Genomic DNA, 18064 nt, shown 5'->3' with positions numbered 1-18064 from the left:
CATAAATTTGAACAGCTTAAGAATTACTAACCCCTGATAATAATGAATATTGATTGCCCTGTGATAGAGATTGAAAACTTGACGATGAATTATGGTGAAAAGGAGGTTCTGAAAGGACTAAATTTGACTGTAAGCCGTGGTCAAATTGTTGGATATATCGGCCCTAACGGAGCAGGGAAGACTACTACGCTTAAGACATTGATTGGATTGGTAACAGGATTTTCGGGTATGGTTCGAGTGCTAGGGTATAATATCAAAACTCACTCGCTCGAGGTAAAACAGAAAGTAGGTTATGTTCCCGAAAATGCACAGTTATATGAGCAATTGACACCCCTAGAGTATCTGAGATTTGTAGGTCGCCTTCATAAAATGCCCGATTATAAAATTGCGGAAGTTTCACCCAAAATGCTTGAAGTGTTTGAGCTAGGAAATATGGCTGACAGACGTATGAGTGTATTTTCGAAGGGTTCAAAACAAAAGGTTCAATTAATTGCAGGAATGATGCATAATCCAGACTTGATTATTTTGGATGAACCTCTTTCTGGATTAGATCCCAATGCGGTACTGCTTGTAAAAGAAATTTTAGGTAAACTAAAGCTACAAGGCAAAACGATTTTTTATTCATCACATTTGATGGATGTGGTAGAAAAAATTTCAGATAGAATTATCGTCATTAACCAAGGCGAGATTATTGCTGATGGTACTTTTGAAGACCTACAACAAAATGTGACAGGCTCTTTGGAATCTATCTTTAGTAATTTAACAGGAAACACTTCACATATTAAAGACAATGCAGAGTTATTTGTTTCGGTGTTGGATGATATAAAATAAATGATTTGGGTAATCCCTACATTTGCTGACACATAGAAATTGCGCAGGATGTTCTGCCATCCTTTACTAAAAAATAGACTATGGTTAAATTTATATTATACTTTCTAGATAAATTTCGTTGGTTTTTTATAAATATCGGTGTCGACTACACCTCGCTTCGTGCCATTCTCGAAGTAAAATTATTGATTGAAACAAGGGGATTTTGGATAAAAAACCCTCGTTCAACCGAGGCTGCTGAAAGTCCAGAAGAAACAGAAGGCTTACTTATTGAACCAGAGATAGAAGAGGAATCAAACCATAGAACTTTTCTAAAAACTTCAATAATTCAGGCTGTTTTTAGTTTCCTTTATGCAATTGTCATATTCTCAGTAAAGCAAACAGTTTTTAATATGATGCTGATGTGTTTTACTTATATGATGTTCATGATTTGCTTCAATATGTTAGCCGATTTCGCAGAGGTTCTCTTTGATAGTCAAGATAATTCTACTTTACTTTCAAGACCAGTTGACCCCAAAACAATCTGGATATCTCGTTTGCTTCATTTGTTGATTTTTCTAGGTCTTTTAACTTTCGCCAATGCCATTGGGCTAGCAATAGTTCTAGCACTAAAGATGGGTTTTGTCGTAGGTATACTCTTCCTGATTGGAGTCGCTTTTCTGTGCTTAATTTCGGTCTTTATTTCTAGTGGACTTTATATCTTTTTATCAAGACTTGTAAATCCTGAACGCTTTAAGGATATTATAATTTATGTACAGATTTTCTTTACGCTTAGTCTATCTATTGGGTATCAGTTTATATCTGGACAATCTAAAATCTCAGTAGAGGATATATTCCAACCTTCGAGCGTAAAGTTTTGGCATTATTTCGCACCTCCTGCATGGTATGCTCATATACTGGATAGCTATGTGTATCATGTGAAAGATTGGCATCATTTGAATTTTATTTTTCTTGGTGTATTTTTCCCAATATTAGCTATGGTGCTTATCAATAAGTACTTGGCACCTTTCTTTGCAAATAGACTGACTTCTATTCAATATTTTGCGACTGTTGATACGAAGGCTTCATCTGCCAAATCTCTGATTAGAGAGTTTTTCGACAAAATTCACCAATTATTTAAACATTCAATCCTTGAAAAATCTGCTTTTGAGCTTGTTTGGACTATTGTTACAAGAGATAGGAGATTTAAGCTTCGAGCTTATCCGTCTTTAGGTTTGTTGATACTTTTTACTATTCGTTATTATAATGATACTTTAACAGTAGATATAAATCGATTGATGATTCTTTATTATACTACTTTTACACTCAGTATGATTGTGCAACAAATCTTTTTGTCAGACAATTGGAAGGCTTCATGGATTTATCAAATTATGCCGATTGAAAACCCTGGCGAACTTTTAGTGGGTGCATATCGTTCGGTTATTATTCGTTTTATTGTACCACTCTATATCCTAATTACTACTATTATGTTGCTAAAAGAAGGAGTAAATTGTCTAAAAGATATATATCTCAATATTTCGGTAACATTGCTGTATATCGCCATAAGCGTATTTAAAGAAAGCTTTAGATTACCGTTTTCAGTAGAGGCTTCTAACTCGAATGCAAAGGGCAATAATTGGATAAGATTTTTTAACCTTATTTTTGTTATGCCTTTAATTGGTCTGATTCATTATTATATTGCAAAGACCTTGGTGGGAACTTTAGTGATTTCTACAGCCTTTTCTATAATAGCAATCATATTATTTCAACAGTATAAATTTATTTCTTGGGAAAGAATCCGACATTCGTAATGTTTTTCCCTCTATAAAGGCATGAGTATTTTGAAAATTAATAATTTGACAAAGGTATATGATGAACGAGTAGTCGTAAACAATATTTCACTTGAAGTAGCTCCAGCAGAAATTCTAGCAATTGTGGGTGAAAGTGGTTCAGGAAAGACTACTTTGTTAAACATGATTTCTGGAAATATCCGCCCCGATGCTGGAGAAATGTGGTTAGATAACAAGTTAATAGACTTATACTTTAATAGACTCATTCGTGAATTGCCAGATATAAAACTTGTTCCACAAGATTACAAACTTAAACCAGAGCACAAAATTTGGGAAAATATAGATTTATCGCTAACAAAATATACTCGTGAGTATCGTACAGAAAGAGTAACTGAGTTGTTGGATTTATGTGGAATCTCCCATATCAAAGATAAAAAGCCCAAAGATGTGTCTGGAGGCGAAAAGCAAAGAACAGCCATTGCAAGAGCCATCGCCGAAGAACCACAAGCCTTGTTACTCGATGAGCCTTTTTCAAATTTGGACTCAATCAATAAACAACATTTGCGTCAGAATCTAGTTTCTTTAATTAAACATGAAGAAATTGCTTGCCTTTTTGTTACTCATGATATGATTGAAGCATTATTGGTAGCTGATCGAATAGGAGTGATGCACAAAGGTGATTTATTGATGTTGGGAACACCTATGGAGATTTTTTCACAAACAACAAATCCTTATATTTCCTCATTTGTTCAGTCTGCTATTACTCCAATTAAAGAATTTTTTCATCAATACTTAGACAAAAAGTAAAATTTGGTCGATTAATCTGATAAAAAAACTAAAATGTATTGTCAAATCGGATTCTCTTGTATAATTTTGGACCGAAATACAAATTTGGTCGAATCGTATGACTGACACACTTCAAAAAGACGAAATCATCATCAAGGAGGTGATTGAAGCCGCAAAAGTTTTGTTTCAACGTTATGGTCTCAAAAAGACCACAATGGAGGATATTGCCAAATTTGTAGGTAAAGGAAAAAGTACCTTATATTACTATTTTCCGAGTAAAATTGAAATTTTTGAAGCAGTAATCGAAAACGAGATTCGAGAATTATTTGAGTCTATCGAAATCGCTGCATCGAAAGAAGTTACAGCGAGACAAAAATTGAAAGTGTATTGGTTGACACGTCTCCAAAAACTTGAGAAGATGTGTAATCTTAGTCAGGTACTCAAGGAGGAGATTATGGATCATGCAATTACAATTTTTAATCTAAAGCGAAAACATCTGAATGAAGAGCTAGCCTTGGTAAAAGATTTTCTTATTTTTGGTATTGAAAACGAGGAATTTCGTTCCGAAACAGAGGAGCATATCGAAGTACTTAGTCGAGTAATTGTGGCTTCTTTGCGTGGGTTTGAACTATCGAACATGGAAGTGTTTGAAATTGAGAAAGACTACATTCGTCATATAGATTTCTTAATTGATACCTTTATTAGTGGCATTGGCATCAAATCATCGTTTGCCTAAGCGTAACAAAAATAAAATTTAAGAAAATCTGATTTCTGTTGAAACTTTTTTTTCTAAATACTGTTTTATTAAAAGATTCTTCTTCTTTTTTCTATTTCCAACATATATCCTTCCACTAAATGCAGTTAGGCTTTTTATACAACAGCCTGATTTTTTTGAATAAAAATTAGACCGAAATACGAATTTAGTCGATAAGTTTTGTGTTTTCGTCTTCAAATAAGTTTTTTTAGTCGATATTTTAGTAGATACCTAAAGTAAAATATAGGTTAAGATTGTCATAGCTCAAATGATAATCCCTTAGAAATTACTAAGTTGCATTTATAAGAACAATTCACCATATATTACAAATAGATTATGAATATGAACCCTACGGTTTCGGCTGCTACAGGAAAACTTGGTATTTTGATGCCAGGAATGGGAGCGGTTGCTACAACGTTTGTAGCAGGCGTTATTGCTTCTAGAAAAGGATTAGCACATCCGACAGGTTCTCTTACTCAGACGGCTAATATCCGCTTGGGTAAAAGAACAGAAAAGCGTAATCCAAAAATTAAAGATTTTGTACCATTGGCTTCTTTAGATAGCATCGTTTTCGGAGGATGGGACGTATATGGAGACAACATGTTTGATGCTGCTCTCAAAGCGGGTGTTTTAGAACGTGGTATGGTGGAGTTGATTCGTGAGGATTTGGAAAAAATCGTACCTATGAAAGCGGTTTTTGACAAGCGTTACGTAAAAAACTTGGAAGGAAATAATGTAAAGCCTCAAACCAGTAAATTAGAATTGATTGAAGAATTGATGGCAGACATCGAAAACTTCAAAATCGCTAATGATTGTGAGCGTTTGGTAATGGTTTGGTGTGGTTCTACAGAAATCTACCATGAAGCAAAAGAGGTGCACTCGTCATTGGCAAATTTTGAAGCTGGTTTGGCAAGTAACGATCCAGATATCGCTCCTTCAATGATGTATGCCTATGCTGCTATCAAATCAGGTGTACCATTTGCAATGGGCGCTCCAAACTTGTGTTTAGATATCCCTGCCCTTGAAGAATTAGCTACATTGACTCATACGCCTATAGCTGGAAAAGATTTCAAAACAGGTCAAACCTTGATGAAAACTATTGTGGCTCCTGGTTTGCGTGCTCGTGCATTGGGTGTTCGTGGGTGGTTCAGTACCAATATCTTAGGTAATAGAGATGGCTTGGTATTAGATGCTCCAGAAAACTTCAAAACCAAAGAAGTGTCGAAAGGAAATGTGTTGGATGGTATCTTAGACGCAGAGCAAAATCCTGAGTTGTGGGGTGATATTCACCACAAAGTTCGCATCGAATATTATCCACCACTTGGTGATAACAAAGAAGGATGGGATAATATCGACATCTTTGGTTGGATGGGCTATCAAATGCAAATCAAAATCAATTTCTTGTGTCGTGACTCTATTTTAGCAGCACCGATTGTATTGGATTTGGCCTTGTTTCTTGACGTAGCCAAACGTGCAAACTTATCTGGAATCCAAGAATGGTTGTCATTCTACTGGAAAGCTCCACAAACATTGCCAGGTTTAGAACCAATCCACGATTTGTTCAAGCAATTGGAAAAATTAGAAAACACACTTCGCTATTTAATGGGTGAAGAGTTAATTACAAATTTAGGAATGGATTACTACGAAAATGTAGAAGAAGACGTAGAGCTATAAATTTCTAAAAGGTTGGAAGTAAGCTTTTTTGACTTACTTCCAACTCATTCAATTAGATGCTAACGATTTTCTTTCCTTCTTTTTAGAGGCTTTGAGCACTCTTTCCAATGAATCATCAACGTTTACATATTATCATAGCGTCAGCGCTTGGGGTAGGTTATATACCCAAAGGTTCTGGCACGTTTGGAGCCATACTAGCCTGTTTGGGAGTTATTGGATTAAATGCCCTTTTTCCTATAGATACAATAAGCTATCAAGCTGTTTTAGTGGGACTTACTATTATTTTTCTCTTTATTGGTCGCAAAGCATCTGAGATTACAGAACAAATTTGGGGTGAAGATTCTTCCAAAATTGTGATAGATGAAGTAGTAGGTCAGTGGTTAAGTTTGTGCTTAATTCCATTCTCTTGGGTCAACTTGGTATTAGGATTGATACTATTTAGGATTTATGATATTTTCAAACCTTTTAACATACGTTCATTTGAAAAATATGAAAAAGGGTGGGGTGTTATGCTAGACGACGTAGCTGCTGGAATTTGGGCCAATTTAACCTTACAAGTATTACTTCTTCTCATTAATTTTTATGTATAAATATCTCAGGATATTTCTCAAGTTTATGTCAGCGTCGGGTATTGCAACGAGCGTTGACTTTAGTGCCTCATTTTCACTTGTGTCAGGTTTTCAGGTTAATAACGAATGGGCTACCTTGGTGGGTAATATCCTAGGGGCTATCGTTGGTTTTTGGGTAAGCCGAACATGGGTTTTTCAGGCAAAAGACACGCAATCTTTAACATGGCAAGGTATCAAATATGCTATTGTTGCTGTAGGTAATTCCGCCATGAATGTGGGAGGGGTTGCCTTACTCACACACTTTGGCTCTTGGCATTATCTTACCGTTCGAGTAATAGTTGGAGTGATTGTATTTGTGGTGTACAGCTACGGTTTAAATCAGTGGTTTGTATTTAAGAATAAAACGTATGAAAAGGTATCTTTATAGTCTCCCTCAAGAAATAAAATTTCTCAATAACATATTCTTCTTTCTCTTGTGCTCATGTGCTTTTGTAGCACAGTCACAGACTATTATCAAAGGTAAAATCTCTGAAAATAAAACGAACGAAGCGATTCCATTTGTCAACGTAACCATTTTAGGTACAACCCAAGGTGTACAGTCGGACGTGAATGGTAATTTTATGATTACTGTAAAAGAATACGGTTCTGGTAAAATTCAGTTTTCGTCTGTAGGTTATAGAAATGAAATTAAATCCTTCAAAAAAGATATAACTCAAACTATTGTTATTCGTTTGACTTCGACTACACAGAATTTATCTGAGGTGGTAGTAAAAGGGAAAAAAGATAAATATCGTAACAAAGACAATCCAGCGGTAGCACTTATCAGAAAAGTGATTGATCACAAGGATGATAACCGAAAGGAAGGTTTGGATTATTATCAGTATGAGAAATATGAAAAACTTCAGTTGGATTTGAGTAATATCGACGATGCTTACAAGAATAAGAAAATCTTTAAGAACTTTCAATTTATCTTTGATAACCTCGACACAGCAAAGCTCACAGGAAAGGTATCGCTGCCTCTATACTTGAAAGAAACAGTTTCGGATGTTTATTTTAGAAAAAGTCCTAGAGAGGAAAAGTCGTATATCAAGGGAGAAAAGAAAGTGGGCTTAGAACAGTTTCTTGACAACAATGGCATGGGTGCTTATCTGAATAGAATGTACGAAGATGTAAATATCTACGATAATAACATCAGTTTGCTTTCACAACAGTTTATTAGTCCAATTTCGCCATTATCTCCAACATTTTACCGATTTGTGATTTTGGATACGCTTCAACACGATGGTGTAAAATGTATTAATCTAGGTTTTTCACCAAGAAACCAAGCTGATTTTGCCTTTGTGGGTACTATGTACGTAGCTATGGATTCGTCTTATGCTGTGCGCCGTATCAAAATGGGAGTGCCCAAAAACATCAATCTCAACTTTGTGATGGGAATGGAAATTGAACAGGAGTTTCAGCCAACTGCAAATAAGTTTTCGATGTTGGCAAAAGATGAAATAATAGTTGAGTTTAATCTCTTTAAAACAGAAAACTCTCGTGGAGTAATTGGTAAAAGAGCTGTTTCTTATCGAAATTACAAATTGAATAATCCTATTGATAATGAGTACTTTAAGCCTATTCAGAAGAATGTCTTGACCGAAAATGCTTATGTAAGAGATGAAAGCTTTTGGAATGAAGCACGTCATCAACAACTCAGTAGGGTCGAAACCAATATCTACCAAATGGCAGATAGCATTCAGAAAGTCCCAGCATTTAAAAGAGCGATGAAAATTGCTGGATTGTTTTTGTTTGGATATTCTGAATTCGGAACATTTGAAATAGGACCTGTCAATACATTCTATAGTTTTAACCCTGTTGAAGGATTTCGTTTACGTCTTGGTGGACGAACCATGGCAAAGCTGAATCCGAGATTGTATTTTGAAACTTATATGGCTTATGGTTTCAAAGATGAACGCTGGAAAGGTTTTGGAGCTTTAACTTATAATTTAGGGAAAAACTCGATTTACGAATTTCCTAATAATTACTTACGAGTGTCTTATCAAGACGAAGTTCGTATTCCAGGGCAAGAGTTGCAGTTTATTCAGGAAGATAACTTTTTATTGTCTTTCAAAAGAGGGGTAAACGATAAAATGACCTATAATAAAGTCCTTCGTGTAGATTATCGAAAAGAATCTCGTTCGGGTATTAGTTACGAAATAGGTTTGAAAAACTTGAGTCAAGAGGCAGCAGGGAGTTTAACATTCCAAAAAGTAGGAAAACTTGACGGCATAGTGATTACCGATAAAACAGTGACTTCAACGGAGCTTTCTTTTAATTTAAGATTTGCGCCAAACGAACAGTTTTATCAAGGTAAAAATTACCGAATTCCTATTATTAATAAGTATCCAATTTTTCAGGCAAGATATACTTTGGGCATCGCAAATATTTTGAATAGTGGTTATAATTTTCATAATATCACGCTGCGTGCAAACAAACGTTTCTTTATTTCACCCATTGGTTTTACTGATGTGACAGCCGAAGGTGGTAGAATTTTTGGTAAGGTTCCATATCCTTTATTGATGATTCACCGTGCCAACCAATCATATTCATACCAGTTGGAGTCTTATAACTTGATGAATTTCTTGGAGTTTGTAAGTGACCAATACGCTGGTTTGTTTGTCGATCATTATTTCAATGGATTTTTCTTCAACAAAATACCATTGGTAAAAAAATTGAAGTTGCGTGAAATTATTACTTTCAAAGCACTCTATGGTAGTTTGAGCGATAAAAATAATCCGAATCTCAACCCAGATTTGTATAAATTCCCAACCAATGAAGAAGGTCAATTACTTACCCATTCGCTCAATAATGGGCCATATATGGAAGCTAGTATTGGTATAGGTAATATTCTTAAATTTTTTAGAGTGGATCTTGTTAAAAGATTAAGTTATCTAGACAACCCTCAAGTTTCAGAATATGGCATTAGAGGACGATTTAAAATGGATTTTTAGGCTAAACAAGTATTAATAAATCACTTAAAACTATGTATGCACTTAAATCAGCAGGGCAACAATTAATATACAAATTGATTAACCCTTTTATAAATTTATTGATTGCCTTAAAAATTACGCCCAATATGATTACTACCACTGGGTTAGTGTTGAATATTGGTGCAGCAGGAATCTTTATTTATGGAGCTGAGGCATCTCATCGTGGCGATTTGAGTATCGTAGGGTGGGGTGGAGCCATGATTCTATTTGCTGGAGTATTCGACATGATTGATGGTAGATTGGCACGTGTAAGTAATTCCTCCTCAAAGTTTGGGGCATTTTATGACTCAGTGTTGGATCGCTACAGCGAGATGTTTATGTTTTTGGGAATATGCTATTACTTGGTAGCTCATCATTATTTATTTAGTTCATTTTTTGCCTTTTTAGCACTTATTGGTTCTTCAATGGTGAGTTACACTCGTGCTAGAGCAGAAGGATTGAATATTAAATGTGAAATTGGTTGGATGCAAAGACCCGAAAGAATTGTAATTATTGGAGGATCTGCATTGTTGTGTGGTTTACTAGCACCAGTTTTTGGCGCAGATTTTAGAATAGACGGTCCAAGTGAAAGAATACCTTGGTTTGAATCTATTTCAGTATTTACCGTTCCGTTGGCCATCGTGGCTATCTTGTCCAACTTCACCGCTATTCAACGAATAGAATACACACAAAAAGAGTTAAGTAAAAATGAAACAAAATAGGCTCTTATGGTTGTTTGTTGGCTTGCTATTAGTGAGTTTTTCACCCGCTCATTACCCCAAAGTTCCTGATTCAAAAGTAAGACTGTTTTATATTCAACGAAGTTCAAACGTCAATACTATTGTCTACGATGCACGTCTCAATACCAAAGGTGGGTTTGATGAAGATAACCCCATCGATGTGTATTGGTTACGCTACCAAGAAGATGGACGCCGCAAAGAACTTTCATGGATACAGCGGGTACTGGCGTATGGTGTAGATACCGAAATCATTGAAGGGCAAGCAGATGCGCTTCAAGCATGGGTAGTTTCTTATAAAAAACGTAAGCTTCGATTAGGCTTTGACAAAAACAAAAAGCCTTACGCTTCATTATTGATTAATAACCAATTAGCAAAACTCGACCATGTGTATGTACAAATCGAAGGGAGTAATTTACGTCCGAAAGTATTGTATGTAGAAGTATTTGGAAGAGATTTTTATTCAGGAGAAAATGTTTATGAAAAAATCAAACCGTAGTAGCGTGCTAAACATTGAGGATACAGGATTTGAACGCTTCTCAGTTAAGAATATTTTAGGTTTAGTTATATTCACACCCTTATTCTTTTTTTGGTATATCAAGTTCATTGGCTTGTTGCCAGAACATATAATATTGTATGTGTTGTTTGTTTCTACCTACTTTGGCAATAAGTTTAGTCGTGAAATCATCTTATCTTTTGCCATTTATGTAGTGTATTGGGCTATTTATGATTCTTTTAGGGTATTTCCGAATTACCAATTTAATACCGTTCACATTCAACAGCCTTACGAGCTAGACAAGGCACTGTTTGGGGTAAATTATCAAGGGCAATTATTAACACTGAGCGAGTATTTTGCCAAGGTTCATATTCCACTTTTTGATGTATTAGCGGGTATTTTTTATATCAACTGGGTACCTATCCCGATTGCATTATCATTGTATTTTTACCTCAAGAAAAGACCTTTATTTTATTCATTTGCTTACTGTTTTGTCTTTGTGAATTTTCTTGGCTGGATAGTCTATTACGCCTATCCTGCGGCTCCACCTTGGTACGTGGCTGATCACGGATTTGCCCTAAATTTGCATACGCAAGGCAGCGAAGCAGGCTTGAGATACTTTGACCAGATTCTTGATGTAAACCTATTTAAAGGTATGTATGTACGAAATTCCAATGTATTTGCGGCTATGCCATCTTTACATTCAGCGTTTCCGTTGATTACACTATATTATGGTTTGAAAGCAAAATTAGGATGGTTTAACATCTTTTTTGTCATATTCTGTTTAGGAATCTGGGGGGCGGCAGTGTACACAAGTCATCATTATGTTATTGATGTATTATGTGGCATTTCGGTGGCTTCCTTGGGAATTTTTCTTTTTGAGAAGTTTTTGGATAAGAGAGTTCAAGTAATGTTTGTCAAATAATCATATATCATTTGATAAGCCCACAAAAAAAGCCTGAGGAACCTCAGGCTTTTTTTATTTCCCCAATCGTTATTTACAATGAGTTGCGAAGGTTTACTTCGAATAAATTGGCTACATGATCTTTTGACTTTTCAAGGACTAATCTGGCAGCAGTTTTTCCCATTTCTCTAAAATTTGTCGAAATAGTAGTGATGCCGTCAAGGATAATCTCTTTTAGAGGTGTTTCGTTGTACGAAATAATTCCTACTTGTTTGCCAATAACCAGATTGTCATTAAATATCTTTTTGATTAGTATTACCAAATCATCTTCCATCAAGTTTATATAAACCGAACCTTCTGTAACCGTTTCAGTTTTGATATTATCGATAATAGTAGCTTCAAACGCAAAATCTTGACAGAAGTTTAAGAACCCCTTTTGGATTTCTTGAGGATAGCAGCTTTGCTTCGGAAAAATCAGTTTCAGGCTCGTATAATTTCTTAATTTTTCGAGCATTTGGCAAAGTGCCATATAAATATCTTTCTCAAAATTTTCATATACTGCACCAAATTCGCCATGGACTCCAGCGACCATTTTGTCCAAGATAATCAACTTCTCCTTAGGAATCATATTGACTACTTCTTGCACCTTATCGTTGTAATCTAAGAGATACGGGATAATGACAAAGTGTGAATAATCTTCGTCTTTTTTGGCAGTAATGAGCTTTTTGAAAAGAGCAAAATCGTTGTTGTACACATAAAAATCAATCGCCACTTGTTGCCCTAATTCTTTTACAAAAGCATCAAAAATGATTTTTTTATGTGCAGAAAGTTTATTGAAAAGTAACAATACTTTCATGGGCTTTTCAAAATCCACGTTTTTGATGTAGTAACCCTTACTAGGAACTGATTCAAGAATACCCATACTTTTGAGTTGTCGGTATGACTTCTCAACGGTATCGCGAGAAACATCCAATTCGAAACTCACTTCATTGATGGAAGGCAAGCGGTCATTGACCGTAATTTGACCTGCCTCAATGCCTTTGAGTGTTGAATGTACAATCTGTAGATATTTCGGTGTTGCCGAAATATCGTCGACTCTAATTACATCCCAGATTCTATGTTTTTTCGCAATCATTATATTATGAGTAAATAAGGTTGAAAAGGTTTTTCTAGGTATTCTAGAAAAAAACTTAACATTAAAACTTATACTTTTTTTAGACAGGCTAAAACCTATCTTATCAACTTATATATTAATTCTAAACAAAGGTTAAGATTTGAATAATTCATATTCAATTTTTCCAGAATATTAATTTATGCAAACGATGTCGGGAACGTTGCCAATTTGCCCAAATCCAATCTTTGTCCTATTTTTTTTGTGCAAAATCCAGTTTTAGTGGAGTTATTTAGTAATAATTTCATTGTACGATTTTTGTATTTTTTTAATATATCTTACCATATTCTACCCCCAATTCAAGTCAGTTTTTGATTTCAACAAGGATGCTACAGGACGGCTAACCCATAAATGATATTTATCTTTGAGGAAGTTGTACAAATCGAAGACAATTTTACAAGTAGAATTTCTTCTATTTTTACTTCTGAGAGTAAAACATATTATCCAAAAATCCCAAAGCCGATTATGAAAAAGTACTCATTTGATAAAGTCGCATTGTTAGGTTTTTTACTGCTTTCTGGAGCAGAAGGCTTCGCTCAAAAGAACGTTACTAAATCTAACGACTCAAATACGCCTTTGCACTTGATTCAGCCTGACTACCCTGTTCCTTATGGAATAGTGAAAGCTGAGGAGGTTGAAAAAACTTTACAAAGAGTTCATGCGTATTTAGAAAAGGTGACTCCTACCAATTTTATCAATACCAAGACAAATGAAGTAGTAAGTGATTTGTCAAAAATTGATGAAAATACGGCTTTACAAAAAGGTGATTTTCGTTTGGTGAGTTACGAATGGGGTGTAACTTATCAGGCTATGATGCTGGCTTCGCAATACACAGGCGATGCACGCTACAAAGAATATACAGAAAAACGCTTGAAGTTTATCAACGATGCTGTACCGTTCTTTAAAAAATCATCGGGTGCCAGCGAAGATTGGGGAACAAAAGGGCCATTGAAAGGACTGTTGAATCCTCATGCTTTGGATGATTGTGGGGCTATGTGTGCTGCCATGATTAAATCATCTGTGGCTGGAACACAAAACAATTATCGTCCTTTAATTGATAGCCATATCAATTATATTATGAATAAGGAGTTTCGTTTGAGTGATGGAACTTTGGCTCGTAATCGTCCACAAGCAAGTACTTTGTGGTTAGATGATATGTTTATGGGTATTCCTGCGATTGCTCAAATGGGTAAATTGACTGGCGATAAAAAATACTATGACGAAGCCATCAAACAGGTTCGTCAGTTTTCGAAAAGAATGTTCAATCCTGAAAAGGGTGTTTATATGCACGGCTGGGTAGAAGGAATGACCGAGCACCCTCAATTCCACTGGGCACGTGCTAATGGTTGGGCTATTTTGACCAAGATCGAAGTGTTGGAAGCTTTACCAGAAAATTACCCAGGTCGTGAAGAGGTCTTGAATTTGTTGAAAGCACACGTAAAAGGCTTGATGAAATACCAATCAGGTTCAGGCTTTTGGCATCAATTGTTAGATAGAAACGATTCGTACTTGGAAACCTCCGCTACTGCGATTTATGCGTATTGTTTTGCCAAGGCGATCAATAAAGGATGGATTGACAAATTGGCCTATACTCCTGCTACAATGTTGGCTTGGAATGCTGTAAGTACTAAAGTTAACGAGCAAGGACAAGTAGAAGGTACATGTGTGGGAACAGGGATGGGATTTGACCCAGCGTTTTATTACCACCGTCCAATCAGTCCGTTTGCGGCACATGGTTATGGTCCAGTGATTTATGCAGGAGCAGAAATGTTAAACTTGCTAAAATCAAACCAATTCGAAATAAACGATAGCTCCGTACAGTTGTTGATTAAAAAGAAATAAACTGTGTCCGATTAGAACCGTACGAAGGATTCAAAAAGTCTATTCCGAAATCAGCAATCTCAAATCCGAAATTGTTTAATAGTAATCATAAAGTCTTATTTCTAGTAAACAGGACTCAATTGTTAATTAAATTCTGAACATATGAAAAAAGTACCATTAATGCTATGCTTGTTGTTAGGCGGTATGTCGGTAGTAGCTCAAAAATTACCGAGCAAAACCGAAGTGATAGCCTCAATGCGTAAAGCAAATGACTATTTTATGCAAAAATGGCCAGATACTGGCAAACCTATTGTAACCAACAAAACACGTCCGAGTAATATCTGGACTCGTGCAGTGTATTATGAAGGATTAATGGATTTGTATAAAGTAGACCCTCAACAGCGCTATATCGATTATGCAGTAGCTTGGGGCGAAAGTCATAAATGGGGATTACGTTCGGGCTTACTGACACACAATGCCGATGACCAATGTTGCGGACAGACTTATATTGATTTGTATTTGATGGACAAAAAAACAGAGCGTATTCGCGATATTAAAGCCAATATGGATAGTCTGGTAAAAAATCCTAATTGTACTTATTGGACTTGGATTGATGCGCTACAGATGGGTATGCCAGTATTTGCTAAATTGGGTGTTTTGTACAAAGACAATACCTATTTTGAGAAAATGTACCAAATGTACAATCACTCAAAAACAATAGAAGGAGGTAAGGGCTTATTTAATCCAGAAGATGGACTTTGGTGGAGAGATAAAGACTTTGTACCACCCTATAAAGAGCCAAACGGACAGGATTGTTATTGGTCTCGTGGAAATGGTTGGATTGTGGCTGCTTTAGTAAGAGTGTTAGAGATTATGCCTAAAAATGCACCACATCGTGACGAATATTTGCAAATGTACCAAACCATGATGAAGGCATTGTTGCCACTTCAGAGAGAAGATGGATTCTGGAATGTGAGTTTACATGATCCAAACAATTATGGTGGAAAAGAAGCTACAGGAACATCGTTGTTTGCATACGGTATGGCTTGGGGAATCAATCATGGACATTTGAATGCTAAACAATACAAGCCTGCTTTAGTAAAAGCTTGGAATGCTTTGGCAACGGAAAGTGTACAACCAACAGGATTTTTGGGTTGGGTACAAGGCACAGGAAAAGAACCAAAAGATGGTCAACCATTGGCTATTGATAAAATTCCTGATTTCGAAGACTATGGTTTAGGATGTTTCCTATTGGCTGGTAGCGAAATCGTGAGAATGAAAAAATAAAATAATGAGTATATAAGTGGACAAGATAACTCTTCGTTATTGAAACACTTGTTACTTCGAAGATTACAACACAAGTAATTTGTAAGTAAACAGTTGATTAGGGGAGATTTAGGTTAAGTTCCTTATGGTAGCATGAGGAACTTCCTTTTTTATAGAGGGACTAGTTTCTTCAAAAATCAACTTTATCTCGAAATCTATTCTGTCATTCAAAATTTTACTCAGATGAAAAACAAGTTTTTGGTACTTTGTGCCTTTGTTTTAGCATGTTCATTTACCATGCTAAAAACAAAACCTACGATTTATATCATTGGTGATTCGACCGTTAGAAATGGATCAGGAGCTGGTTCTGATGGTTTGTGGGGTTGGGGAAGCTTTATGGATAAACAATTTGATACCGTAAAAATACACGTAGAGAATCATGCTATTGGCGGTCGTAGTAGTCGTACGTTTTTGACTGAAGGACGTTGGGATAAAATTATAGCAAAATTGAAAAAAGGAGATTATGTAATTATGCAATTTGGACATAACGACGGCGGTGCCATCAATGATACAAGTCGTGCGAGAGGCTCTATCAAAGGAATCGGCAACGAGGTAGAGGAGATAGATAACCTTTTGACCAAAAAGCACGAAATCGTACACTCGTATGGCTGGTATATTCGTAAGTATGTACAAGAAACACAAGCCAAAGGTGCCACGCCAATTGTTTGTTCTTTAGTCCCAAGGAATGTTTGGAAAAATGGAAAAGTTGAAAGAGCTAGTCAGTCTTATGGACTTTGGGCAAAACAAATTGCAGAAGAAAATAAAGCCTATTTCATCGATTTAAACGAAGTGGTAGCAACAAAATACGAAGAATTAGGAAAAGAGAATGTGGAGAAGTTTTTTCCAAAAGATCATACCCATCCTAATTACGAAGGTTCGAAATTAACCGCTCAAATTGTGAGCGAACAGATACAGCAACTGAAGAAATGTAAGTTGAAAAAACTTTTGAAATAGACAATTTATTATTTGGTCAGGGGCTTCCTCAAAGCGTATCGCTAGAAGGAAGCCCATTGATTTTATACTAACTCCTGTTCCAAAATTCTTTTTCGATGTTCAAATCCCCATTCGGCAATCACATTCGTAATACTTTTTAATGAACGCCCATATTCAGTCAACTCATACTCTACACTGATAGGCTGCGTATTTATTACGGTTCTAGTAATAAGAAGATTTTCTTCCAAATCCTTCAATTCTCGACTTAAAACTTTGCCCGAAATACCATTTACTTCTCTCAATAAATCCGAATATCGCATTTTGCCATAACACAAGCAGGCAATGATGGAGATTTTCCATTTTCCTCCAATAATATCCATTACATCATGTATGGCTTGAATCGACTTTCCACATGCCGTGGATTTGTGAATTGGGCTAATTTCCGTCATTTGTCATCTGGTTACCTAAATGTAACTATTACTTTATGACACAAAGTTACTTTTTGTCACCAAGTATTGCTAGTTTTGTCTCATAAAATTAGAAAATATTATTTGTTATGGCATTATTAGATTCTTTGGAATGGCGTTACGCTACCAAAAAAATGAACGGTGAGGTTGTTCCTCAAGATAAATTGGATTATATCTTAGAAGCAGCTAGATTGGCTCCTTCGTCGTCGGGCTTACAACCTTATAAAGTATTTGTGATTTCAAACAAAGAAATCCTTGAGCAAATCAGACCAGTGGCTTGGAATCAAAGCGTAATCACTGAGTGTTCTCACTTATTGGTATTTGCAGCGTGGGATGGTTATTCTTTGGAAAAAATTGAAACAGTTTTCAACGAAATGATGGAAGTTCGTGGACTTCCATTGAATACAATGGATGCTTACAAATCTACACTTTGGGGAATGTACGAACCTCTTGGTCAAGAATGGCATGCAACTCACGCAGCTAAACAAGCTTATATTTCATTTGGTTTGGCTATTGCTGCTGCCGCTGAGGTAGGAGTGGACGCTACGCCAATCGAAGGATTTACTCCTCCAGAAGTTGACAAAATCTTAGGTTTGGCAGAACAAGGCTTGAAAAGTGTTGTTTTACTTCCTTTAGGCTACCGTGATGCAGCTAATGACTGGAATGTAAATTTGAAAAAATATCGCAAAGCGAAAGAAGAATTGATCGTTGAGATTAAATAATTGAGTGAATGAGTGGGTGGTGATTGAGTGATTATTTTAAAATTAGTATTCTGGCTGTAGAGACGGAATGATTGCGTCTTAATCCTAGTCGTATCT

At 35.9% G+C, this 18064-nt stretch carries 17 protein-coding genes; 15 read left to right on the top strand and 2 right to left on the bottom strand.

The window, feature by feature from the left end; translation table 11 throughout:
* The first annotated feature begins 42 nt into the window (after positions 1 to 42).
* The 11 genes from QM491_RS21440 to QM491_RS21390 all read left to right on the top strand — a co-directional run bounded on the left by QM491_RS21440 (position 43) and on the right by QM491_RS21390 (position 11549).
* Positions 43 to 831, top strand: coding sequence for an ABC transporter ATP-binding protein (locus tag QM491_RS21440; protein ID WP_283329579.1), 789 nt, complete (start codon positions 43 to 45; stop codon positions 829 to 831).
* A gap of 80 nt (positions 832 to 911) precedes the next feature.
* The gene (locus QM491_RS21435; RefSeq protein ID WP_283329578.1) at positions 912 to 2618 is read left to right on the top strand and encodes a hypothetical protein; all 1707 of its coding nucleotides are present in this window, start codon (positions 912 to 914) and stop codon (positions 2616 to 2618) included.
* A 21-nt stretch (positions 2619 to 2639) separates the two neighbouring features.
* Entirely contained in the window at positions 2640 to 3404 is a 765-nt protein-coding gene (locus tag QM491_RS21430) for an ABC transporter ATP-binding protein (RefSeq protein ID WP_283329577.1), read from the top strand.
* Between the two features lie 97 nt (positions 3405 to 3501).
* Positions 3502 to 4119, top strand: coding sequence for a TetR/AcrR family transcriptional regulator (locus tag QM491_RS21425; RefSeq protein ID WP_283329576.1), 618 nt, complete (start codon positions 3502 to 3504; stop codon positions 4117 to 4119).
* Positions 4120 to 4479: 360 nt separating this feature from the next.
* Positions 4480 to 5811: an inositol-3-phosphate synthase gene (locus tag QM491_RS21420; protein WP_283329575.1), complete on the top strand. Its 1332-nt coding sequence runs from the start codon at positions 4480 to 4482 to the stop codon at positions 5809 to 5811.
* 107 nt (positions 5812 to 5918) lie between these two features.
* Positions 5919 to 6401 (top strand): phosphatidylglycerophosphatase A family protein, encoded by a 483-nt coding sequence (locus QM491_RS21415; RefSeq protein WP_283329574.1) that lies wholly within the window; start codon positions 5919 to 5921, stop codon positions 6399 to 6401.
* A 25-nt stretch (positions 6402 to 6426) separates the two neighbouring features.
* A complete protein-coding gene (locus tag QM491_RS21410) occupies positions 6427 to 6807 on the top strand; it encodes a GtrA family protein (protein ID WP_283329573.1) in 381 nt (126 codons plus the stop codon).
* On the top strand, positions 6788 to 9373 hold the full coding sequence (locus QM491_RS21405) for a DUF5686 and carboxypeptidase-like regulatory domain-containing protein (RefSeq protein ID WP_283329572.1): 2586 nt from the start codon (positions 6788 to 6790) through the stop codon (positions 9371 to 9373). The genes QM491_RS21410 and QM491_RS21405 overlap by 20 nt, the downstream gene beginning before the upstream one ends.
* Positions 9374 to 9405: 32 nt before the next feature.
* Entirely contained in the window at positions 9406 to 10113 is a 708-nt protein-coding gene (locus tag QM491_RS21400; RefSeq protein WP_283329571.1) for a CDP-alcohol phosphatidyltransferase family protein, read from the top strand.
* Positions 10100 to 10627, top strand: coding sequence for a DUF4833 domain-containing protein (locus QM491_RS21395; protein ID WP_283329570.1), 528 nt, complete (start codon positions 10100 to 10102; stop codon positions 10625 to 10627). Before QM491_RS21400 ends, QM491_RS21395 begins: the two co-directional genes overlap by 14 nt.
* Entirely contained in the window at positions 10608 to 11549 is a 942-nt protein-coding gene (locus QM491_RS21390; RefSeq protein ID WP_283329569.1) for a phosphatase PAP2 family protein, read from the top strand. Before QM491_RS21395 ends, QM491_RS21390 begins: the two co-directional genes overlap by 20 nt.
* A 73-nt stretch (positions 11550 to 11622) precedes the next feature.
* Here QM491_RS21390 and QM491_RS21385 read toward each other — a convergent pair whose 3' ends face one another.
* Positions 11623 to 12663: a GntR family transcriptional regulator gene (locus tag QM491_RS21385; RefSeq protein WP_283329568.1), complete on the bottom strand. Its 1041-nt coding sequence runs from the start codon at positions 12661 to 12663 to the stop codon at positions 11623 to 11625.
* Between the two features lie 501 nt (positions 12664 to 13164).
* Between QM491_RS21385 and QM491_RS21380 the strand changes: the two genes are divergently transcribed.
* The 3 genes from QM491_RS21380 (at position 13165) to QM491_RS21370 (ending at position 16800) form a co-directional block, all read left to right on the top strand.
* Entirely contained in the window at positions 13165 to 14541 is a 1377-nt protein-coding gene (locus QM491_RS21380) for a glycoside hydrolase family 88/105 protein (RefSeq protein ID WP_283329567.1), read from the top strand.
* Positions 14542 to 14682: 141 nt separating this feature from the next.
* On the top strand, positions 14683 to 15807 hold the full coding sequence (locus tag QM491_RS21375) for a glycoside hydrolase family 88/105 protein (RefSeq protein WP_283329566.1): 1125 nt from the start codon (positions 14683 to 14685) through the stop codon (positions 15805 to 15807).
* A 222-nt stretch (positions 15808 to 16029) separates the two neighbouring features.
* Complete coding sequence (locus QM491_RS21370) at positions 16030 to 16800, top strand: rhamnogalacturonan acetylesterase (RefSeq protein ID WP_283329565.1); 771 nt, start codon at positions 16030 to 16032, stop codon at positions 16798 to 16800.
* Between the two features lie 62 nt (positions 16801 to 16862).
* On the opposite strand, the gene QM491_RS21365 is transcribed toward QM491_RS21370, so the two are convergent.
* Positions 16863 to 17228, bottom strand: a complete 366-nt coding sequence (locus tag QM491_RS21365) for a winged helix-turn-helix transcriptional regulator (RefSeq protein WP_283329564.1) — start codon at positions 17226 to 17228, stop codon at positions 16863 to 16865.
* A gap of 107 nt (positions 17229 to 17335) precedes the next feature.
* Here QM491_RS21365 and QM491_RS21360 point away from each other — a divergent pair, with 107 nt between their 5' ends.
* Complete coding sequence (locus QM491_RS21360) at positions 17336 to 17968, top strand: NAD(P)H-dependent oxidoreductase (protein WP_283329563.1); 633 nt, start codon at positions 17336 to 17338, stop codon at positions 17966 to 17968.
* Positions 17969 to 18064 lie beyond the last annotated feature (96 nt).

It is taken from the genome of Flectobacillus longus (assembly GCF_030056705.1).
Lineage (GTDB): Bacteria > Bacteroidota > Bacteroidia > Cytophagales > Spirosomataceae > Flectobacillus > Flectobacillus longus.
The sequence above is the reverse complement of the archived record's forward strand: the minus strand, read 5'-3'. Positions and strand labels throughout refer to the sequence as shown.